The organism is Pseudomonas sp. MB-090624 (assembly GCF_003205245.1).
GTDB lineage: Bacteria > Pseudomonadota > Gammaproteobacteria > Pseudomonadales > Pseudomonadaceae > Aquipseudomonas > Aquipseudomonas juntendi.
Window position 1 is genome coordinate 19,084 of the sequence record NZ_QJRK01000034.1, and the last position, 25,666, is coordinate 44,749.

A 25,666-nucleotide genomic window follows, 5' to 3' on the forward strand; every position below is an offset into this window, starting at 1 on the left:
CTGTGAGCCCCGTAAGGCCGATCCAAGAGGGACCGGCAGGGGCACTATCAGACGATGTGCAGATTTGCATATCGCTCCACCTTCCCGAAATTTCGTGAAGCTTCTCCTTAAAGAGGACGCCCCAAATCTGGGGAGACCTATTCGCCCGTCGCTGGGCATCACCCAATCCAGTCTTTCTGATAGTGCCTTTCATGCCACGCCGGGTCCCTTTGTCGGGGTCTTGGATGCTCGGCTGTGGGTGCGACCTGAAGGGCACTACCAAAAGGAAATCGACACTATGAACATGATCAACAGCACCGCAACCATCTTCGAGAAAATCTCCAAGACTGGAGCGGTCTCCCCAACGACCCTCAACGGCTTACCCGGTATGTCGTCCTTGGAGATCGCGGAGATCACCGGGAAGAACCACAAGCACGTCCTTCGGGACATCCGAAAGATGCTCAACGAGATCGGCCCAGATTTGGACCAATGTCAGTATGTCGAGACCAAGGCACCAGATGGCTATGGTCGTTTCCAGCCGCTGACCATCCTCGACAAGGAGCTGACCTTTACGCTGCTCTCCCGGTATTCCTTCAAGCTGTCCAATATGATCGTCAAGCGCTGGCTTGAACTGGAAGGCTCAGGCTTTGAACGTGTGTCGGTACAGGCCGCTGTGGTCCACCTGATCGAGCGTGAGAAGGACAACTATCGAATCGCAATGAGGGACATCAGGACCGCTGCAAGGCGTCTCAAGGCCCGCTGAGAGTTGAATGACACTTCCTCAAACGAAGCGTGACGGGCTATGCTGAATGACTAACTTGTCCTGACGAGACGCCTCCATGAGTGTCACGCTGTGTTACACCTACAAGGGTAAACGGGTAGTAACCAAAGTGCCTGTCGAGTCTCTGACTCCACATGCGGCGCTATGCTATGCCTTGCTTCAATCAGGCGCCTCTGACGACCAATCCCAAGGGAGCTGGCCGCATTCATATGAGCGCCTCCTTGAGGTAGCCCTGCAACACGAACTCACAGACGTTCGCTTTCACAAGTCACTCTAATCCCTCAAGGAGAACCCCATGGACCACCTACAGGCCCTCTACTGGGTCTGTCTGGCCGTGCAACTGGGGTTCTGGTTGTGGTCGCATAGACCACCCTAAGGCCCTTTGAGAATCTGACAGAAAAATCTGAAAGGTCACCATTACAAGACTTCCCGCGCTGGCTCCCCCGTAGGCCCTCGCATGGGTGCCGGTGGGCGCGTTAAGGACCCCGGTTAATTCACCCTTGCGGTCTTGCTGTCTGTCACCAACACTGTCACCAGCTTTGTCACCAAACTCCTTGAGGTCCTCTATGAAGCCCGCTACGCTTGGCCTGCCGCCATACCCCACTCAGTTCTGGGCCAACCCGGAAAACTTTGGCAAGTACTGGTGGTGATGATGAGTGTCTCGGTCTGCCCTTGTGGCAGTGGCAACCTGCTTGATGCCTGCTGTGGGCATTACCATGCCGGTACCCCCGCACCCGATGCCCAGACGCTGATGCGCTCACGCTACAGTGCCTACGTGCTGGGCCTGGTCGACTACCTGGTCGCCACCACCCTGCCAGCCCAACAGGCCCAGCTGGACCGCGCCGGCATGGCCGCCTGGAGCGCCCAGAGCACCTGGCTGGGGCTGGAAGTGGAAAGCGCCCAGGTGCTGGGCGGCCAGCCCGAGCATGCCTTTGTCACGTTCACCGCACGCTGGCACGACCCGGACGGCGACCACCAGCACCGCGAGTGCTCGGCATTCGTCCAGCACGCCGGGCGCTGGTACTTCATAGACCCCACGGTCGCGTTGAAGGCCGGGCGCAATGACCCCTGCCCATGCGCCAGCGGGCAGAAGTTCAAGAAATGCTGCGCCAGTTACATGGGGAACCGAGCATGATCGAACGCGCCCGTCAGCTGCTGCTCGGTTCGCTGCTGGCATTGCTGACGGGCTGCGCCAGTTGGAGCGCAGACGACTGGCGCCCGCCTGAAGTGCACCTGGTCGAGGTCGAAACGGTCAAGGCCAGGTTGCTGCAGCAGGAGTTCGTACTGCACCTGGAGGTCATCAACCCCAACGACAGCCGTCTGTTCATTCGCAGCCTGGCCTATGCCGTGCGGCTCAATGACCTGATGCTGGTGCAGGATGAAACCAGCCTGTGGCGCAGCGTAGGCGGCCACGACCGGCGGACCTTCAAGATCACCGCACGCACCAACCTCTGGCGGCAACTCAAGCCACTGGCCAAGCTGCTGAAAAGTGGGCAGCCGCTGCATTACACCCTGCAGGGCGACCTGGCCACTGGCCTGCTGATTCACCGGGACCTGCACTTATCGCGCAGTGGTGAGATAATCCCCGGCGATCACATCCCGGAGTAACCCTGCAATGTCCCAGCAACCCCACGTTCATGGCCCTGACTGCAACCACGACCATGACCATCACCACGACCACGACCACGGCCATGTCCACGGCCCACACTGCAACCACGGCCATCAGGAGCCGGTACGCAACGCCCTGAAGGACGTTGGCCGTAACGACCCGTGCCCGTGCGGCAGCGAGAAAAAATTCAAGAAGTGCCACGGCGCCTGATCTAGCGCGTCTGTGGGGGCATGGCCCGCCGCGCCTGCTTCGCGCACCATGCCCCCGGTCCAGCACTGCCCGCCGTGCCTGGCGCTACGCGGCCTTGCGCCGGTTCGCCCCCAGCAAGTCCTGGTACCACAGGCCGGCGTCATAGGCGATGGTCACCAAGGTGGTCCCCGCATAGCGCGGCTGTTGGGCCATGCGCTGGGCAACCGCCAGGCAGGCGGCGGCAGTGTTACCGACGAAGACCCCGCTTTGCATGTAGAACCAACGTTGCGCTGCCAACATTTCGGCATGCTGCACCTGCGCCCGTTCGTCCACCAGCGACCAGTCCAGAAATGGCGGGCTGACGCCTACCGCCATGCCTTCGAAGCGGTGATCGGTGAATACGCCAGCCTTGGAGTCACAGCCGTTGGGGTCGACCAGCACTGTCGACACCTCGAAACCGTGATCCTTCAGCCCCAGGGTAATGCCCGTGAAACTGGCGCCCGTGCCCGCGCAGCCAACGAACAGGATGTCCTTGCCGGCGCCCGCGTTGGTCAGTTGCAGCGCCAGTTCACTGGCTGTCTGGTAGCGGTGCGCTTCGATACCCACCGGGTTGTTGAACTGGTCGGTATAGAAGTATGACTTGCCCAGCGCGGCCTGGTTTTCCAGGTGGTGCATCACCACGTCCTTGGGCGTGGCACCGGCCATCAGCATTTCCTTGCCAATCAGCCGGGCGCCGAAGCATTCCAGCAAGTCCCGCTTGGTCTGGCTGAAACTCAGCCCAACCGCCAGCTCGACGGCCACCTGATACGCGTGGCATGCCGCCAGCAAGCCGAAGCCAAAACTGCCGCCGGTTTTTTCGATGACCGTGGTCACCCCTGGGATGATGTCGCCATTGCGCACGGCGTGCTCAACGATGCGCCGGGCGGCGCGGTACTTGTGGCTGCCACCGGGGTTGTTCATTTCCAGCTTGGTGTAGATGCGCTCGCTGACGTTGATGAGTTCGCTCATTTTCGGCTCCCTTCCATGGAAGTCTGCAGGCAGGCCTTGTTCTGCAACAGGCCAACGGTGGCGATCAGCAGGCCGATGCACAGGGCCATGCAGATGGCGTTGGTGCCGTCCCAGCCCACGGTGCTCAACAGCAGCGCGGGGCTGAACGCACCGATGGTGGCGCAGATGGCAATGCCCAGATCGTTCTTGCCCTGCATCTGCATCGCTGCCGGGCTGTTTTGCAGCGACTGCGCCAACAAGGCTCCGCCGCCGACGTAGGTCAGGTTCCAGCCCAGCCCCAGGGCGATCAGCGCCACGGTCATCATGCTGTAGCTGTGCGACCAGATATTCAGCGCCGAGCAGCCGATCAACAGGGCCAGGCCCGCGCAGATGGTAGTCCGGATGCCCAGGCGCTGGATGATCGCCCCGGTGAAGAATGACGGGGCGAACATGGCGATCACGTGCCACTGGATGGCCAGGCGCACGTCGGTAAAGTCTTCGTGCATATGCTTCATGTGCATCGAGGCCTGGATCATCAACAGGTTCATGATGCCGTAGCCCAGCGCCGCGACCGCCATTGCCACCAACACGCTGGGGCTCAAAGGCTCGCTGCGGCTGCTGGCCGACGTGGCAGCGCTGCCGGTTGCAGCGGCCAGGCCGGTGTCGTTGGGCAGGCACACTGCAATCAGCAACGACAACAGCGCCAGGCCGATGAACGCGGCATAACACAGCGAGAACAGTGGGTAGCCACCCACGTCGCGCAGCCACTCGGTGAGCGTCGGGCCCACCACGGCGGCAATCACGCCCCCGGCCACGACCAGCGACAGGGCTTTTGGCTTGAGGGCTTGGGAAAGGTTGTCGGTGGCGGCAAAACGGTTGAAGTTGGCGAAGGCGATGTAGACACCCAGCGCCGAGTGGCTGAGTACCAGCGTGGCAAAATGCTGGTGCTCCACCGCCAGAAAGCCGCTGACACCAGACACCGCCAGCGGAATGGCCCCCAGCATGAAGGCCTTCTTGCGGCCGATACGGCTCATCAACCTGGAAACCGGGTAGGTTGCCAGCATCAGGCACAGGAACTGGAACCCATACGGCACCGTCGACCATGCGGCGTCGGGGGCCAGTGCGGCGCCAACGATGGCCGCCATGGTCACCGACATCACGGCGGTGGTCAGGTTGATCGACTGGGCGGTGAAGTACAGGTAGGTGCGCCGCGGCAGGGTAGTGTTCATAAGGCATGCTCGTGGTAGGCGCCAAGGTCGATTTCGGCATCGGGGAACACGCAGATCAGGCGTTCCTTGCCTTTGCCCAGCCGTTTGCGCTTCACGCTCAGGCGCCCTATGCGCCTTGGCGAATCGAGGTGGGTGCCACCACACGGAATCTCGATGCCGTTGTAGGTCCACAAGCGTGCGTCTTCCAGCCCCTGGACGGCGTAATGCTCGATGGGCGCGTCGCCACCGATCAGTTCGTTGGCGCGCCGTTCTATCTCGATCACCTCCTCAGCGGTGAAGGCATCCTCGACCAGAAAGTCGAACCGAGCCGTGTCCTCCTTGATATGGCAGCCGATGGTCCACTGCTTCAGTTCCTCACGCAGGCCGATGGCAGCGGCATACAGGAAGTGGCTGGCACTGTGAGAGAGTGTTAGCCGCTCGCGCCGTTGAATATCGATGCTCACACGGGCGGGCATATCGACAGTCACTTCATCGAGCAAGTGCAAGTCGTCCGGGTGCACGGTGTGAATGATGATGCCGCCCAGTTTCCCGCCTTTGAAACCTTCCAGGCGAATAGGGCTGCCATAGAGTTTCTTGACCCAGACAAAACGCACCTTGCCGATCGGAAGTTCAATAATTCCATAATCAGCTTCCTGGCCACCGCCTTCCGGATAAGCCACGGTACTTTGCAACTCGATACCGTCGCTGTGCACACGCGTTACTTGCGTATTGGCAGCGGCCAGGTATTGATCCTTGTAATACAGTTTTTCGGTATTGCGCAGAACTTCGTAATTCAGAGCATTCATGACTCGAGTACCACCTGCAATGATGTTTTGACCTGCACCCGGGCGGCGGCAGGGATGTCTTTGGTAACGATGCAGCCCGGCCCGATGAAGGCGCCGTCACCAATGTGGATAGCCCCGAGCACGCTGGCGAACGCGCCGACCTGAACCCGGTCGCCCAGTGTCGGGTGGCGGGGGCTGGAAGGGTTGCCGCTGATGCCGCGGGCCCCCAGGGTGACGCCGCCGAGCACGTAGCAGTCGTCACCGATGGTCGCGGTTTCACCAATGACGGTGCCCATGCCGTGGTCGATGATGAAGCGCGCGCCAATACGGCTGCGGAAGTGGATCTCTGCGCCCGACAGCATCTTGCCGCGGCGCGAGATCATGGCGGCCAGGCACTGCCCACCGGCGCCATATACCGAAGCGCCATGGCGGTACACCCAGTGTGCAAGCCGATAATGCAAAACCGCCGAATAGGACGTATAAGTTCTGGCAATGAATACCAGGTCGCGGCCGGCGGCAGGGTCTTTGCTGGCGAATGCCAACAAGTCGTCATGGGCCTGTTCCGCCACCCGTTCAATAACATCGGTTTGTTTCAGCGCTTCGAATTCTTCAATTGAACAGCACTCCAGTAACGCCGAGGTCACAAGGTTTTTTACAACGTTGAATGACTCCAGTTCTTCAGGCACAGGAAGCCTGGCAATGACGGCTGATTGCATGTCCATAGGGTGCACGGCTCGATATCCAGTTATCTGGTGTTTACAGACGTTAAACGGGCTGCCAGGGCTGGCAGCCGAAAGTTCCGACGAGGGAATAGTGGCAGGTAATGGCCATGTGCAAACGAACAGTCGACAAGCATTTCCGTTAACTGTTAGGCTTTTTTTTCTAACGGTTGGGAACCTGCCATGAGCACCTGCAGCCTTCATCAATTGCTCAAGCAACGCCTGGATGCAGGGGAATGGTTGCCTGGGCAGCGCATGCCCTCCATTCGCAAGCTCACGGCGGCGGTCGATTTCAGTTACCACGATGTGGTCTCGACCTATGCCCAGCTGGTCAGCGAAGGGGTACTGACCGCCTCGCCAGGGCGCGGCTACTTCGTCGCCAACCGCAGCCGGCAGGCGAACGTGATCCACGAACCCGAGTGCATGGCCGGCGACCCGCTGTTCCGGCTGCTGCAGGGCGGCCAGCACTACACCAAACTTGGCAGCGGCTGGCTGCCCCCGGCGTGGCGCGACACCGAGCTGCTGGCCAAGGCGATTCGGCGCACGGCACGGCTGGAGCAAAGCTCCCTGGCCGAGTACGGCGATATCCAGGGCTACCTGCCCATGCGCAAACAGCTGTGCGTGCACATGAAACGCCTGACCCGGGTTGAGGTTCGCCCCAACCAGTTGCTGACCACGCTTGGCGCCACCCAGGGCCTGGACCTGGTCGCCCGGTTGCTGATCAAGCCGGGTGACCATGTGTTCGTCGACGAGCCGGGCAACGGCAACCTGATCAAGCTGATACAACTGGCCGGCGGCCAGGTGGTCGGCATCCGCCGAACCCAGGACGGGCCAGACGTAGAAGAAATGCGCAGCTACCTGGCCAGGCACAAGGTCAAGGCGTTTTTCTGCAACAGCACTTTCCACAACCCCACTGGCAGCAACATCAGCCCGCACAACGCCTTCAGCGTGCTGCGCCTGGCCGTGGAACACGAGTTCTTCGTGGTGGAGGATGACGTGTATGGCGACTTCAGCCCGGCCGTGCGCCAGACGTTTGCCGAACTGGACAACCTGGACCGGGTCATCTACATCGGCAGCTTTTCCAAATGCCTGTCGGCGTCGTTACGGGTAGGTTTCATCGCCTGCTCGCAAGACCTGATCGAGCCGCTGACCCGCCTGAAGCTGCTGACCTGCGTGGCGGTGCCGGCGTTTTGCGAGCGTTTCGTCAACACCATCCTGTCGGACGGTACCTACGCCCGGCACATGAAAGATGTGCAGCAGCGGCTGATCCGCCAGCAAGTACAGACGCAGCGCTTGCTGCTCGAGCGCGGCTGGCAATTCGAGATCGCGCCGCAGGGTGGCATGTTCCTCTGGGTCTACCACCCGCAACTGCCTGACCTGCAGCCGTTGATGCGCAAGCTGGAGCAGCACAAGATCCTGCTGATGCCCGGCTCGGCGTTCGCTGTCAGCCGTGATTACCGGCGTTACGCCCGCATCAACTGCACGCATTTTTCCGACGCCCTGGCAGGGCACTTCGAGGTTTGACCCGCCACCGGCAAATAAACCGACCTGGGACCTTGCATGGCGCCTGCGCGCTCACTACCTTAGCGCCTTTGCAAACTCGCCTCGCCCTGCAGGAGCCCTTGCCATGGCCGCCGCCGCCTTTCCTCACTTCCGCCCGCGGTTCACCACCGCTGCCACGCTGCTCGGCCTGCTTGGGCTGGCCGGCTGCCAGACCGGCGGCTACCAGGGTAGCGTGCCACCCGCCAGCGGCGTGCAGCCGCTCAAGGGCCTGGCACAGAACGTCTCGGTGCGGCGCAATGCCATGGGCGCACCGCTGATCGAAAGCAGCAGTTTCCATGACGCCCTTTTCAGCCTGGGCTATGTGCATGCCGGCGACCGCATCGAACAGATGGTCGCCATGCGCCTGCTGGCCCAAGGCCGCCTGGCGGAACTGGCGGGCAGCGAAGCGCTCGACATCGACCGCCTGATGCGCGCCGCCAACCTCAAGCAAAGCGCCGCCCAGCAATATGCCGACGCATCGCCACGGCTCAAGCGCTTTTTCGAGGTGTACGCACGCGGGGTCAATGCCTACCTGTTCCGCTACCGCGACAAGCTGCCAGCGGATTTGGCCAACAGTGGCTATCGCCCCGAATACTGGAAGCCTGAAGATTCGGCGCTGCTTTTCTGCCTGTATGCGTTCAGCCAGTCGGTGAACCTGCAGGAGGAACTCAGCGCCCTGACCCTGGCGCAGAAAGTCGGCAGCGACAAACTGGCCTGGCTGCTGCCCGGTGCACCGGACGAGCCCTTGGCCACAAGCGAAGTCGACAAGCTCAAGGGCCTCAACCTGGCCAGCCAGTTGCCGGGGCTGCCGGCACTGGCGGCCGCCAGCCAGAAGCTGGCCGACCTCGACCTGCTCGGTAGCCCTGGCTCGGCCAACCTGGCCCTGGGCCCGCAACGCAGCCGCAGCGGCAAAAGCCTGCTGGCCAGTGACAGCCGCGCCGCCTGGGCCCTCAGCCCGGTGCAAATCCACACCAGCAAGTACCAGGTTGCCGGCCTGTCGCTGCCGGGCCTGCCGATCGTGCTGGCCGGCTACAACGGCAAACTGGCCTGGAGCAGCAGCGCAGTCATGGCCGACAACCAGGACCTGTTCCTGGAACAACTGCGCCGCCAGGGCAGCCAGCTGAGCTACCTGGCAGATGGCAAGTGGGTGCCGGCCCGCGCGCGCAGCGAAACCTTCTTCGTGCGCGGCCAGCGGCCACAGCGCGAAGTGATGTATGACACCCGCCACGGCACCCTGCTGGCCCAGCCCGACAACGCCAGCCTGGGCCTGGCCCTGAACTTGCCGCAGTTCAAGGGCGACCGGAGCCTGGATGCGCTCTTCGACCTGACCCGCGCCGGCAACCTCGAGCGCGCCTTCGACAGCACCCGCGAGGTCACTGCGGCCGCCCTCAACTTCGTGTTCGCCGAGCCCGAGCACATCGGTTGGCAGGTCAGCGGGCGCTACCCCAACCGCCGCGAAGGCCAGGGCCTGCTGCCCTCCCCTGGTTGGGACGGGCGCTATGACTGGGACGGCTACGCCGACCCGATGCTGCACCCGTACGACCAGGACCCCACTGCTGGCTGGATCGGCCATGCCAACCAGCGCAGCCAGCCACGCGGCTATGGCATGCAGCTGTCCAGCACCTGGTACTACCCTGAGCGTGCCGAGCGCCTGGCCCAGCTGGCTGGCAATGGCCGCCATGACAGCCGCAGCCTGATGGCCCTGCAGAACGACCAGGTCACGCTAATGGCCAATCAGCTCAAGCAGATGTTCGACGCCCCCGGCATGGCCCAGCCGCTGAAGCAGGCAATCGACGCCCTGCCAGGCGCACAACGCGACAAGGCCCGCGAGGCATTGGCGCGGCTCAAGGCATTCGACGGTCGCCTGAGCCCGGTATCGGCAGACGCCGCGCTGTATGAACTGTTCCTGCAGGAAGTCGCCAGGCAGACCTTCCTCGATGACCTCGGCCCTGCGTCCAGCCCTGCCTGGCAGGCCTTCGTAAGCAACGCGCGGTTGTCATTCTCGGCACAGGCCGATCACCTGCTGGGGCGCGACGACAGCCCGTTCTGGGACGACCGCAACACCCCGCAGAAAGAAGACAAGCCGGCCATTCTGGCCCGCAGCCTGGCGGCAGCCGTAGATGCCGGCACTGCGCAGCTGGGCGCCGACCGCCGCGCCTGGCAATGGGGCAAGCTGCACCAGTATCACTGGCCTGCGCCGGCCTACCATGGCTTGGGCGATGCCCTCGGCCGTGCGCCGCAAGCCGCAGGTGGCGACTTCACTACCCTCGCGCTCACCCCGTTCGCCTGGGGCAGTGACTTCACCACCCACCTGCCCGCCTCCGCGCGCATGATCGTCGACTTCGGCCAGGCCGAACCGCTGCAGGTGCTGACCAGCAGTGGCCAGTCCGGCAACCCGGCCAGCGCCCATTACAGCGATGGGCTGGATGCCTGGTTCAAAGGGCGCTTCATGAGCTTGCCGCTGCAACAGCAGAACTTCGCGCGAGCGTATGGCAACCAGCGCTTGACGCTGGTGCCGGGCAAGTAGCGTACCCGGGCATGGAAGCCTGTGACCCTTTCCCTCGAAGAAATGGTTCGAACTCCCAAGCTGGTTCCGAGCTCCTAACAAGTACTCTCGGTAACCAGCGCCTACGCCATGGACCTCGTCATCGCTCGCCCCGAAGGCCTGTACTGCCCACCCGGTGATTTCTACATCGACCCGTGGCGGCCCGTGGACCGCGCCGTGATCACCCATGGCCACGGCGACCACGCCCGCACCGGTAACGGCCACTACCTGACCGCCAGCCCGGGCGCCGGCATCCTGCGCAGCCGCCTGGGCCAGCACATCGATTTGCAGACCCTGCCCTACGGTGAGCGCCTGCAGCACCACGGCGTGACCCTGAGCCTGCACCCGGCCGGGCATGTGCTGGGTTCGGCGCAGGTGCGCCTGGAGTACCAAGGCGAGGTCTGGGTAGCCTCCGGCGACTACAAGGTCGAGCCTGATGGCACCTGTACGCCCTTCGAGCCGGTGCCCTGCCACACCTTCATCACCGAGTCGACCTTCGGCTTGCCGATCTATCGCTGGCCAAGCCAAAGCGAGATCTTCGCCGGCATCAATGCCTGGTGGCGGGCCAATTGCGAGCTGGGCAAGGCCAGCGTGCTGTTCTGCTACGCCTTCGGCAAGGCCCAGCGGATTCTGCACGGCCTGGACGCGAGCATCGGCCCGATCCTGGTGCATGGCGCCGTCGAACCGCTCAACCGGGTGTACCGTGAAGCCGGTGTGCATCTGCCCGATACCCGCTATGCCGGCGATATCGCGCGCAACGACCCCATGCTGCGCCGGGCATTGGTCCTGGCGCCTCCGTCAGCCGGCGGCAGCAGCTGGATGCGCCGCTTCGGTGACTACAGCGACGCGTTCGCCAGCGGCTGGATGCTGCTGCGCGGCACGCGCAGGCGCCGCGGTGTGGATCGGGGCTTTGTGCTTTCCGACCATGCCGACTGGCCAGGCCTGCTCTGGGCCATCAGCCAGACCGGCGCCGAACGGGTGATGGTGACCCACGGTTCGGTCAATGTGTTGGTGCGTTACCTCAACGAACAAGGCCTGGATGCCCGTGCCTTCGTGACCGAGTACGGCGACGAAGACGATGCACCCACGCCCGAGCCTGCGCCATGAAAGCGTTCGCTGCGTTGTACCTGCGCCTGGACGCGACCACTTCCAGCAATGCCAAGCTCGAAGCGCTGCGTGATTACTTCGCCACCGCGCCCGCCGAAGACGCTGCCTGGGCGGTGTATTTCCTGGCCGGTGGGCGCCCTCGGCAGTTGGTGCCGACGCGCCTGCTGCGCGAACTGGCAACGGCCATGGCCGGCCTGCCGGACTGGCTGTTCGAGGAAAGCTACCAGGCAGTCGGTGACCTGGCCGAAACCATTTCATTGCTGTTGCCGCAGCATGCAGAAGGCAACGACGAAGGCTTGGCAGCCTGGGTTGAAAACCATCTGCTGCCTTTGCGGGGCCTGCCGCCCGAGCAGGTCCGCGAACGCTTGCCAGCGCTGTGGGCGCAACTGGAACGCCCCAGCCTGATGCTGTGCCTGAAGCTGATCACCGGCAGCTTCCGCGTGGGCGTGTCCAAGCTGCTGGTCACCCGTGCGCTGGCGCAACTGGCCGGGCTGGACGCCAAGCGCGTGGCCCAGCGGCTGGTTGGGTATACCGATATCAGTCACCGCCCCAGTGCCGCCAGCTACCACAAGCTGATCGCCGAGGAGTCCGCCGATGAACACAGTCAGCGCGGCGGCCAGCCCTACCCCTTCTTCCTGGCCCACCCACTGCAGGTGCCCAGCGAGCAGTTCGACGCCTTGCTCGGCCCGCCGAGTGACTGGCAGATCGAATGGAAGTGGGACGGCATCCGTGCCCAGGTGGTCAAGCGCGAGGGCCAGCTTTGGGTGTGGTCACGCGGCGAAGAGCTGGTCACCGAGCGCTTCCCCGAACTGCATGGCCTGGCGCAGACACTGCCTGATGGGGTGGTGCTGGATGGCGAAATCCTGGTGTGGAAGCCGGGCGAGTCATCGACGGAACTGGCCGTGCAGCCATTCGCGCTGCTGCAGCAGCGCCTTGGCCGCAAAACCTTGGGCAAGAAGCTGCTGACCGACGCGCCTGTCGTGCTGCAAGCCTACGACTTGCTGGAGTGGCAAGGCGAAGACTGGCGTAGCCGACCGCAGCACGAACGCCGCACCCAGCTGCAACGCCTGGTGGAAGAACACCCGCTTGCCCCGGTCCTGCTGTCGCCACTGCTCGAAGGCCCGGACTGGGCCGACCTTGCCCGCCAGCGTGAGCAATCCCGCAGCCTTGGCGTCGAGGGCCTGATGCTCAAGCAGCGTGAGGCCTTGTACGGCGTGGGCCGTACCAAGGACATGGGCACCTGGTGGAAGTGGAAGATCGACCCCTTCAGCGTCGATGCCGTGCTCATTTATGCCCAACGTGGCCATGGCCGCCGGGCCAGCCTGTACAGCGACTACACCTTCGCCGTGTGGGACGCGCCGGCCGGCACGCCTGGGCGGGCACTGGTGCCGTTTGCCAAGGCGTACTCAGGGCTCAGCGACGCGGAGATGCGCAAGGTCGACAGCATCATCCGCAAAACCACCGTGGAAACCTTCGGCCCAGTGCGCAGCGTGACCCCCACCCTGGTGTTCGAACTAGGCTTCGAGGGCATCGCCCTGTCCCGCCGGCACAAGAGCGGTATCGCCGTGCGCTTCCCGCGCATGCTGCGCTGGCGCCTGGACAAACCGGTGGAAGAGGCCGACGACCTGGCGACGCTGCAGGCCTTGCTGGCCTAGGTTACTGGCTGGGTGGCCGCGGTGTGGGCGGGCTCGCTCGCGCAGCCCACCCTCACCGAGTTTCGGCAAACCCTATGCAGGCACAACGCCGAAAACTGTGCTTCTATCTGTGTGCCGACCCGTGTCGCAGACCGTTTTCGCCACGCAGCCAGGACCACCATGCACCATTCAACACACGACCTGCTCTCACCCGTTCCGGGCATCACCCGCCAACTGCACAGCTTCCACTTCGGCCCCCGCGGTGGTGGCAAAGTCTATATCCAGGCATCGCTGCACGCCGACGAGCTACCCGGCATGCTGGTCGCCTGGCACCTCAAGCGCCGCCTGGCAGAACTGGAACAACAAGGCCGTCTGCAGCGCGAAATCATTCTGGTGCCGGTGGCCAACCCGGTTGGCCTGGAGCAGGTGCTGCTGGACGCGCCACTGGGGCGCTTCGAGCTACAGAGTGGCGAGAATTTCAACCGTAATTTCGTCGACCTGTCGGACACCATCGGCGACCAGATCGAAGAGCACCTCAGCCAGGACCCTGCCCACAACGTTGCGCTGATCCGCGAGTACCTGCGCCGCGGGCTGGACGCGCACCCGGCGCGTACGCCGCTGCAGGCCCAGCGCCTGATCCTGCAACGGCTGGCCTGCGATGCCGACCTGATACTGGACCTGCACTGCGACTTCGAAGCGGTGGAGCACCTGTACACAACACCTGACGCCTGGCCGCAGATCGAACCGCTGGCCCGCTACCTGGGTGCACAGGCCAGCCTACTGGCCACCGATTCGGGCGGGCAGTCGTTCGACGAGTGCTTCAGCCTGGTCTGGTGGCAGTTGCAGCAGCGCTTCGGCAAACGCTTCCCTATCCCGTTGGGCTGTTGCTCGGTCACGGTCGAGTTGCGCGGGCAGGCCGACGTCAGCCACGCACTGGCCAGCAAGGATTGCGGGGCGATTCTCGACTTCCTCACCCATGCCGGCATTATCGAGGGTGCCAAGCCGGCACTCCCCGCCCTGCTGCGCCCGGCTACACCGCTGGCCGCCGTAGAACCGGTGGCGACACCCCTGGGTGGGTTGCTGGTGTACCACGCCAAACCAGGCCAGCAACTGGCGGCAGGCCAACTGATCGCCGAAGTCATCGACCCCCTCAGCGACCGGGTCACTGCCGTGCGCAATAGCCAGGCCGGCCTGTTGTACGCCCGCAGCGTACGGCGCATGGCTACCGCGGGCATGGTCATCGCCCATGTGGCCGGCGAGCAGGTGTGCCGGAGCGGTTACCTGTTGGGCAATTGATCCGGTAAAACCATTGCCGCCGGCGGGTGGTCTGTAGAAGCACAACCTTCGAAGGACCCTGCGCCCCATGCCCACCACCGACCTCGCCAACGCCTGGTTCAGCAAACGTGGCTGGAAACCGTTCGCGTTCCAGCGCCGGGTCTGGGCGGCGGTAGAGCGCGGCGAGTCTGGCCTGCTGCACGCCAGCACCGGTGCCGGCAAAACCTACGCGGTGTGGCTGGCGGCACTGCGCGCATTCAAGGCCCAGGCGCAGGGGCGCCAGGCAGCACCCTTGCAGGTGATATGGATCACGCCCATGCGCGCCCTGGCCGCCGACACTGCGCGCGCCCTGCAAGCGCCCCTCGATGAGCTGGGTTTGCCGTGGAGTGTCGGCGTACGCAGCGGCGACACCAGCAGTGCCGAGCGGGCCCGGCAAGCGCGGCGCCTGCCCAGCGTGCTGGTCACCACCCCGGAAAGCCTGACCCTGCTACTGACGCGTGCCCAAGCAGAAGCCGATTTCGCCACGCTGCGCTTGATCGTGGTCGACGAATGGCACGAGTTGCTGGGTAACAAACGCGGCGTGCAACTGCAGCTGGCCTTGGCCCGCCTGCGCCGCTGGCACCCAGGCCTGCCGACCTGGGGTTTGTCTGCCACCTTGGGCAACCTGCAGCATGCACGGGACGTGCTGCTGCCCGAGGGCGGCCTGCTGGTGCAAGGCCGGCAAGACAAAGCACTGCAGGTCGATACCCTGCTGCCCGGGGCCATTGAACGGTTTCCCTGGGCCGGGCACATGGGCCTGAAAATGCTCGACCAGGTCAGCCGCGAGGTCGACGCCAGCACCAGTTGCCTGGTGTTCACCAATACCCGGGCCCAAGCCGAGCTCTGGTACCAGGCCCTGCTGGAAAGCCGCCCCGACTGGGCCGGCCTGATCGCCTTGCACCATGCCTCACTGGCCCGGGAAACCCGCGACTGGGTTGAACGCAGCCTCAAGCAGGGCAGCCTGAAGGCGGTGATCTGCACCTCCAGCCTGGACCTGGGGGTAGACTTTCTGCCCGTGGAGCGGGTGCTGCAAATCGGCTCGGCCAAGGGCATCGCACGCCTGATGCAACGGGCCGGCCGCTCGGGCCATGCCCCCGGGCGGCGCTCCCGGATAACCCTCGTACCTACCCACAGCCTGGAGCTGGTCGAGGCAGCAGCCGCTCGCCAGGCACTGGAAGCCGGGCACATCGAGGCGCGTTTCTCCCCCCGGCTGTGCATGGACGTACTGGTGCAGCACTTGGTCAGCATGGCCTTGGGCAGTGGCTTTCGCGCCGACCAGTTGCTGGCCGAAGTGCGCAGCACCTGGGCGTTCGCCGGCTTGCGCGACAGCCAGTGGCAGTGGGCCCTGGACTTTGTCTGCCACGGCGGCAGTTCACTGACGGCCTACCCCGACTACCAGCGCGTCGAGCGCCATGCCGACGGCGTTTATCGAGTGGCCAGCGAGCGCCTGGCGCGGCGCCATCGCATGGGCATCGGCACCATCGTCAGCGATGCCAGCCTGCAGCTCAAGTACTGGAGCAAGGGCGGCGGCGGCAAGACGCTGGGCAGTGTCGAAGAAGCCTTCATCGCCCGCCTGCGGCCCGGCGATACGCTGGTGTTCGCCGGGCGAGTACTGGAACTGGTGCGGGTGGAAAACATGACCGCCTACGTACGCCGCAGCACCGCACGCAAGGCTGCCATAGCACGCTGGAACGGCGGGCGCATGCCCTTGTCGAGCGAGCTGGCCGATGCGCTGGTCGAACAGCTCGACGCTGCCGCCCACGAACGGTTTACCGGCCCGGAAATGCGCGCCGTGCGCCCGCTGCTGGCACTGCAAGCCCAATGGTCGGCTCTACCCACCACGGCTACGCTGCTGGCGGAGACCTTCAAGTCGCGCCAGGGCTGGCATCTGTTCCTGTACCCCTTCGCCGGGCGCATGGCCAATCTGGGCCTGGCCAACCTGATTGCCTGGCGGGTGAGCCGCCAGCAACCCCTGTCGGTATCGATTGCCGTGAATGACTATGGCTTCGAGCTGCTCAGCCCTGGCCATGTGGACTGGGCGACGCACTTACCGCAGGCGCTGGGCACCGAGCAACTGCTGGAGGATGTGCTGGCCAGCCTCAACGCGGGTGAAATGGCGCTACGCCGTTTCAGGGAAATTGCCCAGATTGCCGGGCTGGTGTTTGGCGGCTATCCGGCGGCGCAGAAAAGCATGCGGCAGATTCAAGCATCCAGTGGTCTGTTCTACGAGGTGTTTCGCAAACATGATGCAGGCAACCTGCTGCTCGGCCAGGCCCGTGACGAGGTGCTGAGCGAGGAACTGGAAATTGATCGCCTGCACCGCCAACTGTTGAAGATGGCCGGCCTGCAACTGGACCTGCGGGCCTTGAAGCGGCCGGGGCCGCTGGCGTTCGCCTTGCTGGTGGAGGGCATGCGCGAGACGTTGAGCACCGAAAAGCTGGCGGACCGTATTGCGCGAATGGTGGCAGAACTGGAACAGGCGGCGAACAAGGAATGACCCTACAGCATCAGGCCATCGAACATTGCGGCCAGGAGTTATGGCTGCTCCCGGACAAGGCCATCTACTGGCCGGCGCAGCGTGCATTGCTGGTTGCCGACGTGCATATTGGCAAAGCCGCCAGTTATCGTGCGTTGCACCAACCGGTGCCGCGTGGCACCACCGAGGCGACCCTGACGCGGCTGGATGACCTGCTGGCCCACTACGCTTGCGAACAGCTGGTCGTACTCGGCGACTTCCTGCACGCGCGCAGCGCGCGGGCACCTGCCACGCTGGCTCGTCTGCAGGCATGGCGCGACCGCCATCCTGGCCTGCACATCGTGCTGATACGCGGCAACCACGATCACAACGCCGGCGATCCCCCCGAAACGCTGGGCATCACAGTGCTGGATGAACCCTGGCTGCTGGGCCCTTTCGCCCTGCAGCACGAACCGCATGCTCACCCGGAACGGCCAGTGCTGGCTGGCCACGTGCACCCGGTCTTCATCCTGCGTGGCAGGGCCAGGCAACGCCTGCGCCTGCCGTGCTTTCTGATCGACGAACAAGTGAGCCTGCTGCCCGCATTCGGTGAGTTCACCGGCGGCTGGGAAATAGCGCCGCTGCCCACCAGCCAGGTCTACCTGGCTGGCGCCGGCCGGGTCTGGCCGCTTTAGCAGCGCATCACGCTACAGGCGCTGGGGGAGGCTCGTCAGGCAAGGTCGGCTCGCCCGGTTCCATGGGTGGGGATTCACCTGGCTGCGCAGGCTGCGGCGTATCGGGGTCAGGCTGATGGGGCACGCCCCCGGCCTGCATGGGCAACGGATGCGCCAGCAAAGACCAGGGCAACAACCCGATGTGGTTGGGCTGCAGACCTGCCAGCTTGGCACTGATTGCGGGATGGAGTTTCATTGGCTGCTCCTGACGAAACCGATGCACATCATGAGCACCGGCGTACTTCGTTGGAGTGGCAAAAGCGCAGGTAATTCCCCGCGCTCGTCGGCTCAGGTCCGCGGCAGGGTCACGCCGCGCTGGCCCTGGTACTTGCCGCCGCGGTCCTTGTACGACACATCGCACGCTTCGTCAGACTGCAGGAACAGCATCTGCGCCACGCCTTCGTTGGCATAGATCTTTGCCGGCAGCGTGGTGGTGTTGGAGAATTCCAGGGTCACGTGGCCTTCCCACTCAGGTTCCAGCGGGGTGACATTGACGATGATGCCGCAACGGGCGTAGGTGCTCTTGCCCAGGCAGATGGTCAGCACGTCGCGCGGAATGCGGAAGTACTCGACCGTGCGCGCCAGGGCGAACGAGTTCGGCGGAATGATGCACACGTCGCTCTTGATGTCGACGAAGCTGCCAGCGTCGAAGTTTTTCGGATCGACGGTCGCCGAGTTGATGTTGGTGAACACCTTGAATTCGTCGGCGCAGCGCACGTCGTAGCCGTAGCTGGAAACACCGAAAGAGATGACCCGGCTGTCCTGCTCGCCGCGCACCTGGCGCTCGACGAACGGCTCGATCATGCCGTGTTCCTGCGCCATGCGGCGAATCCACTTGTCCGATTTGATGCTCATGGCGGGGTGTCCTGAAGAGTTGCGTGGTGGAAAACGTGGTGCGCATCTTACCGGTCCCGGCGCCCAGGTTAAAGTTCCATCCCTCACCCCGCGTCGGGCGCGGCTTGCAGCCGCCGTCGATCCGAATTTGCCTAAACCGCATTCAGACCATTGGCAGGTTGCGGAAAGTGGGGTAAGGTGGCGCCACTGTGCTGCACGTGACACCGAGAATCTCTAGTTTGATGCACGATCCTGATCGGCCCATCGCTGAATTTTCTGCTCTCTTTGCGCTCAGTCCCGGTCAGGGTGTTTCCTGACCGTTATCAAATTGTCCAAGGAGACAGAAAAATGTCCAACCGTCAATCCGGTGTTGTTAAGTGGTTCAACGATGAGAAAGGCTACGGCTTCATCACCCCTCAGTCGGGCGACGACCTGTTCGTGCACTTCAAAGCCATCCAAGCTGACGGCTTCAAAACCCTGAAAGAAGGCCAGGCTGTTACTTTCGTCGCTACCCGCGGCCAGAAAGGCATGCAGGCTGAAGAAGTTCAGATCGCCTAAGCCGATCTAGCTTCCTAGCTTTCAAAAAACCCGCCTTCTGGCGGGTTTTTTTATGCTTGTTCGAAATTCGGCGCTGGCTTCTTCGCGGGTTTGCCCGCCCCTGCAGGAATCGCGCAGGCTTCAAGTGCTGTGTAGTCCTTGTGGGGGCAACTGTCTTTCCAAAATTTGAAAAGCCTGCGCGATTCATTGTGGGAGCGGGCGTGCCCGCGAAGCCGGCGACGCGGTGTCTGGCACCGGCTGCGCCGGTGTTCGCGGGCACGCCCGCTCCCACAGGAACCGTGTGATCTTCGAGTCCAACGGTGGACTGCGCCTAGCTCAAGCCCCTCAGGTCATCATCGCGCTGTTGAACCAGTCGATCACGTTGCTGCAGCAACTCCCTAAGAAACGCACGCTCCGGACTGATCCGCATGGTGGGCTGATCTGGAATGACTTCAGCGTAATGGGCCAACACTTCGGCATCGATAGCATCGGTTTTGGCTTTGATGCCGATGGCCTCTGCGAACGCTCGGGCTCGCTCTCAGGTCAATCTTCGCTGATGGTGATGCTCGGCATCGCCGGCGCTGCAGCTTCCTGCAGCACGATCCGCGCCCCTACCTGGCGCGCCAGTTCCTGGTAGACCATGGCAATCTGGCTTTCCGGCTCGGCAATGGCGGTCGGCTTGCCGTTGTCGGCCTGCTCGCGGATGACCATCGACAGTGGCAGCGAGGCCAGCAGATCGACGCCATACTGGCTGGCCAGTTTCTCGCCACCGCCTTCGCCGAACAGGTGCTCGGCATGGCCGCAGTTGGAACAGATGTGCACGGCCATGTTCTCGACCACGCCCAGTACCGGGATGTTGACCTTACGGAACATTTCCACGCCCTTGCGGGCATCGAGCAAGGCCAGGTCCTGTGGTGTGGTAACGATCACCGACCCGGCCACCGGCACCTTCTGGGCCAGGGTCAGCTGGATGTCACCGGTGCCCGGGGGCATGTCGATCACCAGGTAGTCCAGGTCGTCCCACGCGGTCTGGGTCACCAACTGCAGCAGCGCACCCGAGACCATCGGGCCACGCCAGACCATCGGCGTGTTGTCGTCGGTCAGGAACGCCATGGACATCACTTCCACGCCATGCGCCTTGATCGGCACAAACCACTTCTGTTCGCGAATCTGCGGGCGGGTGCCTTCGGCGATACCGAACATAACGCCCTGGCTGGGGCCATAGATGTCGGCATCCAGAATACCCACCCGGGCACCCTCGCGGGCCAGCGCCAGGGCCAGGTTGGCGGCGGTGGTCGACTTGCCCACGCCGCCCTTGCCCGAGGCCACGGCGATGATGTTCTTGACGTTGGCCATGGCCGGCACCTGGGCCTGGGCCTTGTGCGCGGCAACCACGCAGTCGATCGACACCTGGGCGCCGCTGACGCCCTCGAGGTTGCCGATGGCGGTCTGCAGCACCTGGGCCCAGCCGTTCTTGAACAGCCCGGCGGCATAGCCCAACTGCAACTGCACGCTGACGTGCCCGCCCTGGATATCGATGGCGCGCACGCAACCGGCGCTGACCGGGTCCTGGTTCAGGTAGGGGTCGGTGTACTGGCGAAGCACGCCTTCGATGGCGGCACGGGTGACGGCACTCATGGAGACTCCCATTGGCAAACTGAATGTAAAACAGGCGCCTATCCTAACCCGTCAATCATCGGCAGATGCGCTTGCGGGGTGAAATATCTTCGCCAGCCCTTTATAGTGGCCGATCACCCTCATTTTTACCCCGAGCCAGATAAGTAGCCGAGCCACCATGTCCGAGCCACGCCAGATTCTCGTCACCAGCGCCCTGCCCTATGCCAATGGATCGATCCACCTTGGCCATATGCTGGAGTACATCCAGACGGATATGTGGGTACGCTTCCAGAAGCTGCGCGGGAACCAGTGCATTTACGTCTGCGCCGACGACGCTCACGGCTCGGCCATCATGCTGCGCGCGGAAAAGGAAGGCATCACCCCGGAACAGCTGATTGCCAACGTCCAGGCCGAACACAGCAGCGACTTCGCCGACTTCCTGGTGGACTTCGACAACTTCCACTCCACCCACAGCGAAGAAAACCGTGAGCTGTCGAGCCTCATCTACACGCGCCTGCGTGAGGCCGGGCACATTGCCACCCGTTCGGTGACGCAGTACTTCGACCCGGAAAAGGGCATGTTCCTGGCCGACCGCTTCATCAAGGGCACCTGCCCGAAGTGCGCGGCCGAAGACCAGTACGGCGACAACTGCGAGAAATGCGGCGCCACCTACGCACCGACCGAACTGAAGAACCCCAAGTCGGCCATTTCCGGGGCCACCCCGGTATTGCGCGATTCGCAGCACTTTTTCTTCAAGCTGCCCGACTTCCAGGCCATGCTGCAACAGTGGACCCGCAGCGGCACGCTGCAGGACGCGGTCGCCAACAAGCTGGCCGAATGGCTGGACTCCGGCCTGCAGGAATGGGACATCTCCCGTGACGCGCCGTACTTCGGTTTCGAAATTCCGGGTGAGCCGGGCAAATACTTCTATGTATGGCTCGATGCGCCTATCGGCTACATGGCCAGCTTCAAGAACCTTTGCGCGCGCCGCCCGGAACTGGACTTCGATGCGTTCTGGCGCGAGGGCTCCAAAGCCGAGCTGTACCATTTCATCGGCAAGGACATCGTCAACTTCCACGCCCTGTTCTGGCCAGCCATGCTCGAAGGCGCGGGCTTCCGCAAGCCGACCGCCGTCAACGTGCACGGTTACCTGACCGTCAACGGCGCCAAGATGTCGAAGTCGCGGGGTACGTTCATCAAGGCCCGTACCTACCTCGACCACCTGCAGCCAGAGTACCTGCGCTATTACTACGCCGCCAAGCTGGGCCGCGGCGTCGACGACCTAGACCTGAACCTGGAAGACTTCGTGCAGAAGGTCAATTCTGACCTGGTTGGCAAGGTGGTCAACATCGCCAGCCGCTGTGCCGGCTTCATCCACAAGGGTAACCAGGGCGTGATGGTTGGCGGTGATGCCGCGCCTGAACTGACCGAAGCCTTCCTGGCTGCCGCCCCGTCCATTGCCGAGGCCTACGAAGGCCGCGATTTCGGCCGCGCCATGCGCGAAATCATGGCGCTGGCCGACCGTGCCAATGCCTGGATCGCCGACAAGGCGCCGTGGTCCCTGGCCAAGCAGGAGGGCAAGCAGGACGAAGTGCAGGCGATCTGCGCCCAGGGCATCAACCTGTTCCGCCAGTTGGTGATTTTCCTCAAGCCGGTACTGCCGCTGCTGGCTGCCGACGCCGAGGCCTTCCTCAACGTGGCCCCGCTGACCTGGGACGACCACCTGTCGCGCCTGGAAAACCACACGCTGAACCCGTTCAAGGCACTGATGAGCCGTATCGAGCTGGCCAAGGTCGAAGCCATGGTCGCCGCCAGCAAGGAAGACCTGCTGGCCGCCGAACCCAAGGCCCCGGCAGGCAACGGCGAGCTGGCCAAGGACCCGCTGTCGGCAGAAATCGAGTTCGACACCTTTGCCGCCGTGGACCTGCGTGTGGCACTGATCGTCAAGGCCGAAGCCGTGGCGGGGGCTGACAAGCTGCTGCAGCTGACCCTGGACATCGGGGACGAACGCCGCAATGTGTTCTCCGGCATCAAGTCGGCGTACCCGGACCCGTCCAAGCTCGAAGGCCGCTTGACCATGATGGTCGCCAACCTGAAACCGCGGAAAATGCGCTTTGGCGTGTCCGAGGGGATGGTCATGGCGGCAGGCCCTGGTGGTGAAGAGATCTACCTGCTGAGCCCGGACAGCGGCGCCAAGCCAGGCCAGCGCATCAAGTAATTGACCGTGGGGGCTGCCTGGCAGCCCCGTTGGCTTCTGCGGCGGGCCGGGGCAATCCCGGCCTGTGCGCGCCATCAAGGAAAGCTCTGATTCATGAACGCCGCCAAACGCCTGGAGATTTTTCGCAGGCTGCATGAAGACAACCCTGACCCGAAAACCGAACTGGCCTACACCACGCCATTTGAATTGCTGGTGGCAGTGACACTGTCCGCGCAATCGACCGACGTCGGCGTCAACAAGGCTACGGCGCGCCTGTTCCCCGTCGCCAACACCCCCGAGGCCATCTATGCCCTGGGCGTCGAAGGCCTCAGCGAATACATAAAGACCATCGGGCTGTACAACAGCAAGGCCAAGAACGTCATCGAAGCCTGCCGCTTACTGATCGAGCGTCACGGTAGCCAGGTACCCCAAACCCGTGAAGCGCTGGAGGCACTGCCAGGTGTCGGCCGCAAGACGGCGAACGTGGTGCTGAACACGGCGTTCCGCCAGCCGACCATGGCCGTCGATACGCATATTTTCAGGGTCAGCAATCGCACGGGCATAGCGCCGGGCAAGACTGTGCTGGAAGTGGAAAAGAAACTGGTCAAGTTCGTACCCAAGGACTACCTGCTGGACGCCCACCACTGGCTGATTCTCCATGGCCGCTATGTTTGCCAGGCACGCAAGCCAAGATGCGGCAGCTGCAGGATTGAAGACCTGTGCGAGTACAAGCACAAAACTTCTGACGATTGAGCGGATAGCTGAAAACCACTGCAGGCGATTGAAAAAATCTTTTTTACCAGCGCCTGCTTTCTGGTTATAAGGTCGGCCAACGGCCCCTTGGCTTGGAGCGACTCATGAGTACCGATAAAGACGACCTGTCGATCGAAGATGATTTTGTTGCCGTAGAAGATGACGCGGAGCCCCCGGTGGAATCTGCAAAAACCAACCTCAGCAAACGCCGCACCATCGACAACTTGCTCGAAGAACGGCGCCTGCAGAAACAACTGGCCGATTTCGATTACGACCTGTAGCCCTACCTTGGCAAAGCCTCCTGCCCGGAGGCTTCATGGCCTGTGCTCAGCTCAGGCCTTGCCGTTGCGCCAACTCGATCAGGTCTACCAGCGACCGTGCATTGAGCTTGAGTAGCAGGCGTGACTTGTAGGTACTGACCGTCTTGTTGCTCAGGTACATGCTGTCGGCAATTTCCTTGTTCGAACGGCCGCGCGCCAACTGTTGCAACACGGTCATTTCCCGGGCCGAGAGGCGGTTGACCATGTCCACCTCGCTGCCCGTGCCCCTGCCCCGGGCCGCGTGCAGGGCCTGGTTGGGGAAGTAGCTGTAGCCCGAGAGCACTGCCTTGATTGCGCTCAACAGTTCGGTAAGTTCCTGTTGCTTGCATACATAACCCGCCGCCCCCGCCTGCATGCAGCGCATCGAAAAATTGCCGGGTGCCTGCGACGTCAGTACCAGCACCTTGCTGCCTGGGCTGAAGCTGGCCATGCGGGCAATCACCTCCAGGCCATCCAGCTTCGGAATACCGATATCCAGCACCACGATGTCCGGCAGGTGTTGCCGCGTCAGCTGCAATGCAGCCACCCCATTGTCGGTCTCCCCCACGACGTCATACCCATGCCGCTCCATCAGCATGCGCACGGCAAGGCGTATGACCGGATGATCATCAACGATAAGCACTTTATTCATGCGACATCCATTCATTCACTGTTGTGGCTTTGGCACGCCAAGATAACTGACAGAACGACCGATGGCGCGGCGATTTGCCGACGAAACTCATGTGCAGACAAAACCTACAATAGTTGCGGAAACTTCCTACACATCGCGACTATGGTTGTAACAAACAAATTCCTTATTACCGATTACAGGCGTGTACCCGGTGGCCAGTTGCACTTTGAGCACAGACTGTCAGGGGCTGAAACACCCCTTCCCGACTTCGGGGTGAAGCGTGGATCAGGGACTTTGCCCGTTGTCGCGCACCGGGAAGCAGTCCAGTCTTTAGTTGCCCGGCGCAGTAAGGCAAAGATGGGCAAAACCGCCGGAGGCAGCCACCATGACCCAAGCACAACCTGTCGCCCCGCTGACGATCATTGCCATCTTCGCCGGGATCATCGAAGCCTCCGCCCTGGCCACACTGCCCTTTCTCAGCGAGTCCAGCCAGAAGCTCTATACCTGGTTCCTGGTGGGCTTTCCGTTCTTCCTGACCGCGCTGTTTTTCCTGACACTCAACTTCAACTACAAGTCGTTCTACAGCCCGTTACCCAACAAGGCAGCACCGGACAGCGCGCCCCCACCCAGCAGTGAAGCCCTCGCTGCCATGCCGCAGGAGGGGTTGCCAGGCGAGCCCGTCACCTTCATGTTTTCTGGCCCGGATGCCTGTCGCCTGATGGAACAGCAACTGTTGCAAGCGCTTGCGCAACCACCAACGCCGCCCCGCACCTGGCGCTTTTGCAATGTGGATAGAGGCCAATGCGCGCAATTGTCCATCAGCCCACTGGGCAGTGAGGCCGCGAACCCATGCAGCTGAAACTCTTCATTTCGAGCAGGCACAAAAAACCCGGCCGCAGCCTAATGCCAGTCAGTTAAGTAATTTGGGGCCGCTTTGCGACCCTTCGCGGGCACGCCCGCTCCTACAGGGGATAGCGCATCTCTTGCGTTCAGCGCCTGTGGGAGCGGGCGTGCCCGCGAAGGGCTGCAAAGCAGCCCCAGTTACCCAACAAAACAGCACCGGACAGCGCGCCCCCAACCGGCAGTGAAGCCCTCGCTGCCATGCCGCAGGAGGGGTTGCCAGGCGAGCCCGTCACCTTCATGTTTTCTGGCCCGGATGCCTGTCGCCTGATGGAACAGCAACTGTTGCAAGCGCTTGCGCAACCACCAA

General features: G+C 63.1%; 24 protein-coding genes. 16 read left to right on the forward strand and 8 right to left on the reverse strand.

From position 1 onward, the window contains the following. The first annotated feature begins 277 nt into the window (after window positions 1-277). The 4 genes from DMX12_RS18835 (at window position 278) to DMX12_RS18850 (ending at window position 2,579) form a co-directional block, all read left to right on the forward strand. A complete protein-coding gene (locus DMX12_RS18835; RefSeq protein WP_016488749.1) occupies window positions 278-742 on the forward strand; it encodes a Rha family transcriptional regulator in 465 nt (154 codons plus the stop codon). A 670-nt stretch (window positions 743-1,412) separates the two neighbouring features. Beyond that, window positions 1,413-1,895 carry a YchJ family protein gene (locus tag DMX12_RS18840; protein ID WP_009684592.1) on the forward strand — a complete coding sequence of 161 codons (483 nt, stop codon included), beginning with the start codon at window positions 1,413-1,415 and terminating at the stop codon, window positions 1,893-1,895. Beyond that, complete coding sequence (locus tag DMX12_RS18845; protein WP_110679144.1) at window positions 1,892-2,368, forward strand: LEA type 2 family protein; 477 nt, start codon at window positions 1,892-1,894, stop codon at window positions 2,366-2,368. Before DMX12_RS18840 ends, DMX12_RS18845 begins: the two co-directional genes overlap by 4 nt. A 7-nt stretch (window positions 2,369-2,375) precedes the next feature. Beyond that, window positions 2,376-2,579, forward strand: coding sequence for an SEC-C metal-binding domain-containing protein (locus DMX12_RS18850; protein ID WP_110679145.1), 204 nt, complete (start codon window positions 2,376-2,378; stop codon window positions 2,577-2,579). Between the two features lie 84 nt (window positions 2,580-2,663). On the opposite strand, the gene DMX12_RS18855 is transcribed toward DMX12_RS18850, so the two are convergent. The 4 genes from DMX12_RS18855 to DMX12_RS18870 are packed head-to-tail and all read right to left on the reverse strand — an operon-like array spanning window position 2,664 to window position 6,260. Beyond that, window positions 2,664-3,566, reverse strand: coding sequence for a pyridoxal-phosphate dependent enzyme (locus DMX12_RS18855; RefSeq protein ID WP_029886591.1), 903 nt, complete (start codon window positions 3,564-3,566; stop codon window positions 2,664-2,666). Then, complete coding sequence (locus tag DMX12_RS18860; RefSeq protein WP_009684587.1) at window positions 3,563-4,774, reverse strand: MFS transporter; 1,212 nt, start codon at window positions 4,772-4,774, stop codon at window positions 3,563-3,565. Before DMX12_RS18860 ends, DMX12_RS18855 begins: the two co-directional genes overlap by 4 nt. Beyond that, window positions 4,771-5,559, reverse strand: a complete 789-nt coding sequence (locus DMX12_RS18865; protein WP_110679146.1) for an alanyl-tRNA editing protein — start codon at window positions 5,557-5,559, stop codon at window positions 4,771-4,773. Before DMX12_RS18865 ends, DMX12_RS18860 begins: the two co-directional genes overlap by 4 nt. Beyond that, window positions 5,556-6,260: a serine O-acetyltransferase gene (locus DMX12_RS18870; protein ID WP_009684584.1), complete on the reverse strand. Its 705-nt coding sequence runs from the start codon at window positions 6,258-6,260 to the stop codon at window positions 5,556-5,558. The genes DMX12_RS18865 and DMX12_RS18870 overlap by 4 nt, the downstream gene beginning before the upstream one ends. A 180-nt stretch (window positions 6,261-6,440) precedes the next feature. On the opposite strand from DMX12_RS18870, the gene DMX12_RS18875 reads away from it, so the two are divergent. The 7 genes from DMX12_RS18875 (at window position 6,441) to pdeM (ending at window position 17,549) form a co-directional block, all read left to right on the forward strand. Beyond that, window positions 6,441-7,781 (forward strand): PLP-dependent aminotransferase family protein, encoded by a 1,341-nt coding sequence (locus DMX12_RS18875; protein WP_110679147.1) that lies wholly within the window; start codon window positions 6,441-6,443, stop codon window positions 7,779-7,781. Between the two features lie 103 nt (window positions 7,782-7,884). Further along, window positions 7,885-10,326, forward strand: a complete 2,442-nt coding sequence (locus DMX12_RS18880) for a penicillin acylase family protein (protein ID WP_110679148.1) — start codon at window positions 7,885-7,887, stop codon at window positions 10,324-10,326. Window positions 10,327-10,434: 108 nt separating this feature from the next. Next, complete coding sequence (locus tag DMX12_RS18885) at window positions 10,435-11,451, forward strand: ligase-associated DNA damage response exonuclease (protein ID WP_110679149.1); 1,017 nt, start codon at window positions 10,435-10,437, stop codon at window positions 11,449-11,451. Next, entirely contained in the window at window positions 11,448-13,106 is a 1,659-nt protein-coding gene (locus tag DMX12_RS18890) for an ATP-dependent DNA ligase (protein ID WP_110679150.1), read from the forward strand. Before DMX12_RS18885 ends, DMX12_RS18890 begins: the two co-directional genes overlap by 4 nt. A gap of 159 nt (window positions 13,107-13,265) precedes the next feature. Next, entirely contained in the window at window positions 13,266-14,381 is a 1,116-nt protein-coding gene (locus tag DMX12_RS18895; protein ID WP_029886597.1) for a succinylglutamate desuccinylase/aspartoacylase family protein, read from the forward strand. Between the two features lie 67 nt (window positions 14,382-14,448). Beyond that, on the forward strand, window positions 14,449-16,896 hold the full coding sequence (locus DMX12_RS18900) for a ligase-associated DNA damage response DEXH box helicase (RefSeq protein WP_029886598.1): 2,448 nt from the start codon (window positions 14,449-14,451) through the stop codon (window positions 16,894-16,896). Then, window positions 16,893-17,549, forward strand: coding sequence for a ligase-associated DNA damage response endonuclease PdeM (gene pdeM, locus DMX12_RS18905; RefSeq protein ID WP_110679151.1), 657 nt, complete (start codon window positions 16,893-16,895; stop codon window positions 17,547-17,549). The genes DMX12_RS18900 and pdeM overlap by 4 nt, the downstream gene beginning before the upstream one ends. A gap of 7 nt (window positions 17,550-17,556) precedes the next feature. On the opposite strand, the gene DMX12_RS18910 is transcribed toward pdeM, so the two are convergent. Next, window positions 17,557-17,784 (reverse strand): hypothetical protein, encoded by a 228-nt coding sequence (locus DMX12_RS18910; protein ID WP_054914202.1) that lies wholly within the window; start codon window positions 17,782-17,784, stop codon window positions 17,557-17,559. 92 nt (window positions 17,785-17,876) lie between these two features. Continuing rightward, window positions 17,877-18,443, reverse strand: a complete 567-nt coding sequence (dcd, locus tag DMX12_RS18915; protein WP_009684571.1) for a dCTP deaminase — start codon at window positions 18,441-18,443, stop codon at window positions 17,877-17,879. Window positions 18,444-18,770: 327 nt separating this feature from the next. Here dcd and DMX12_RS18920 point away from each other — a divergent pair, with 327 nt between their 5' ends. Further along, entirely contained in the window at window positions 18,771-18,980 is a 210-nt protein-coding gene (locus DMX12_RS18920) for a cold-shock protein (protein WP_003254922.1), read from the forward strand. Between the two features lie 522 nt (window positions 18,981-19,502). Here DMX12_RS18920 and apbC read toward each other — a convergent pair. Beyond that, on the reverse strand, window positions 19,503-20,597 hold the full coding sequence (gene apbC, locus DMX12_RS18935; RefSeq protein WP_009684570.1) for an iron-sulfur cluster carrier protein ApbC: 1,095 nt from the start codon (window positions 20,595-20,597) through the stop codon (window positions 19,503-19,505). Window positions 20,598-20,754: 157 nt separating this feature from the next. Here apbC and metG point away from each other — a divergent pair, with 157 nt between their 5' ends. The 3 genes from metG (at window position 20,755) to DMX12_RS29525 (ending at window position 23,807) form a co-directional block, all read left to right on the forward strand. Continuing rightward, window positions 20,755-22,794, forward strand: coding sequence for a methionine--tRNA ligase (metG, locus tag DMX12_RS18940; RefSeq protein WP_110679152.1), 2,040 nt, complete (start codon window positions 20,755-20,757; stop codon window positions 22,792-22,794). Window positions 22,795-22,887: 93 nt separating this feature from the next. Further along, on the forward strand, window positions 22,888-23,526 hold the full coding sequence (gene nth, locus DMX12_RS18945; RefSeq protein ID WP_009684568.1) for an endonuclease III: 639 nt from the start codon (window positions 22,888-22,890) through the stop codon (window positions 23,524-23,526). A 104-nt stretch (window positions 23,527-23,630) separates the two neighbouring features. Beyond that, on the forward strand, window positions 23,631-23,807 hold the full coding sequence (locus DMX12_RS29525; RefSeq protein ID WP_009684567.1) for a PA3496 family putative envelope integrity protein: 177 nt from the start codon (window positions 23,631-23,633) through the stop codon (window positions 23,805-23,807). A 46-nt stretch (window positions 23,808-23,853) separates the two neighbouring features. Here the strand turns inward: DMX12_RS29525 and DMX12_RS18950 are convergent, their stop codons facing one another. After that, a complete protein-coding gene (locus DMX12_RS18950; RefSeq protein WP_009684566.1) occupies window positions 23,854-24,477 on the reverse strand; it encodes a response regulator transcription factor in 624 nt (207 codons plus the stop codon). A gap of 364 nt (window positions 24,478-24,841) precedes the next feature. On the opposite strand from DMX12_RS18950, the gene DMX12_RS18955 reads away from it, so the two are divergent. After that, entirely contained in the window at window positions 24,842-25,315 is a 474-nt protein-coding gene (locus DMX12_RS18955) for a hypothetical protein (protein WP_110679153.1), read from the forward strand. Window positions 25,316-25,666 lie beyond the last annotated feature (351 nt).

Coding starts and splice junctions, on each gene's coding strand:
- DMX12_RS18890 (WP_110679150.1), top strand. CDS start 11,448: ATGAAAGCGTTCGCTGCGTTGTACCTGCGCCTGGACGCGACCACTTCC.
- DMX12_RS18850 (WP_110679145.1), top strand. CDS start 2,376: ATGTCCCAGCAACCCCACGTTCATGGCCCTGACTGCAACCACGACCAT.
- DMX12_RS18895 (WP_029886597.1), top strand. CDS start 13,266: ATGCACCATTCAACACACGACCTGCTCTCACCCGTTCCGGGCATCACC.
- DMX12_RS18880 (WP_110679148.1), top strand. CDS start 7,885: ATGGCCGCCGCCGCCTTTCCTCACTTCCGCCCGCGGTTCACCACCGCT.
- DMX12_RS18845 (WP_110679144.1), top strand. CDS start 1,892: ATGATCGAACGCGCCCGTCAGCTGCTGCTCGGTTCGCTGCTGGCATTG.
- DMX12_RS18885 (WP_110679149.1), top strand. CDS start 10,435: ATGGACCTCGTCATCGCTCGCCCCGAAGGCCTGTACTGCCCACCCGGT.
- DMX12_RS18875 (WP_110679147.1), top strand. CDS start 6,441: ATGAGCACCTGCAGCCTTCATCAATTGCTCAAGCAACGCCTGGATGCA.
- DMX12_RS18955 (WP_110679153.1), top strand. CDS start 24,842: ATGACCCAAGCACAACCTGTCGCCCCGCTGACGATCATTGCCATCTTC.
- DMX12_RS18870 (WP_009684584.1), bottom strand. CDS start 6,260: ATGGACATGCAATCAGCCGTCATTGCCAGGCTTCCTGTGCCTGAAGAA.
- DMX12_RS18865 (WP_110679146.1), bottom strand. CDS start 5,559: ATGAATGCTCTGAATTACGAAGTTCTGCGCAATACCGAAAAACTGTAT.
- DMX12_RS18900 (WP_029886598.1), top strand. CDS start 14,449: ATGCCCACCACCGACCTCGCCAACGCCTGGTTCAGCAAACGTGGCTGG.
- pdeM (WP_110679151.1), top strand. CDS start 16,893: ATGACCCTACAGCATCAGGCCATCGAACATTGCGGCCAGGAGTTATGG.
- DMX12_RS18835 (WP_016488749.1), top strand. CDS start 278: ATGAACATGATCAACAGCACCGCAACCATCTTCGAGAAAATCTCCAAG.
- DMX12_RS18855 (WP_029886591.1), bottom strand. CDS start 3,566: ATGAGCGAACTCATCAACGTCAGCGAGCGCATCTACACCAAGCTGGAA.
- dcd (WP_009684571.1), bottom strand. CDS start 18,443: ATGAGCATCAAATCGGACAAGTGGATTCGCCGCATGGCGCAGGAACAC.
- DMX12_RS29525 (WP_009684567.1), top strand. CDS start 23,631: ATGAGTACCGATAAAGACGACCTGTCGATCGAAGATGATTTTGTTGCC.
- DMX12_RS18840 (WP_009684592.1), top strand. CDS start 1,413: ATGAGTGTCTCGGTCTGCCCTTGTGGCAGTGGCAACCTGCTTGATGCC.
- DMX12_RS18860 (WP_009684587.1), bottom strand. CDS start 4,774: ATGAACACTACCCTGCCGCGGCGCACCTACCTGTACTTCACCGCCCAG.
- apbC (WP_009684570.1), bottom strand. CDS start 20,597: ATGAGTGCCGTCACCCGTGCCGCCATCGAAGGCGTGCTTCGCCAGTAC.
- metG (WP_110679152.1), top strand. CDS start 20,755: ATGTCCGAGCCACGCCAGATTCTCGTCACCAGCGCCCTGCCCTATGCC.
- DMX12_RS18950 (WP_009684566.1), bottom strand. CDS start 24,477: ATGAATAAAGTGCTTATCGTTGATGATCATCCGGTCATACGCCTTGCC.
- nth (WP_009684568.1), top strand. CDS start 22,888: ATGAACGCCGCCAAACGCCTGGAGATTTTTCGCAGGCTGCATGAAGAC.
- DMX12_RS18910 (WP_054914202.1), bottom strand. CDS start 17,784: ATGAAACTCCATCCCGCAATCAGTGCCAAGCTGGCAGGTCTGCAGCCC.
- DMX12_RS18920 (WP_003254922.1), top strand. CDS start 18,771: ATGTCCAACCGTCAATCCGGTGTTGTTAAGTGGTTCAACGATGAGAAA.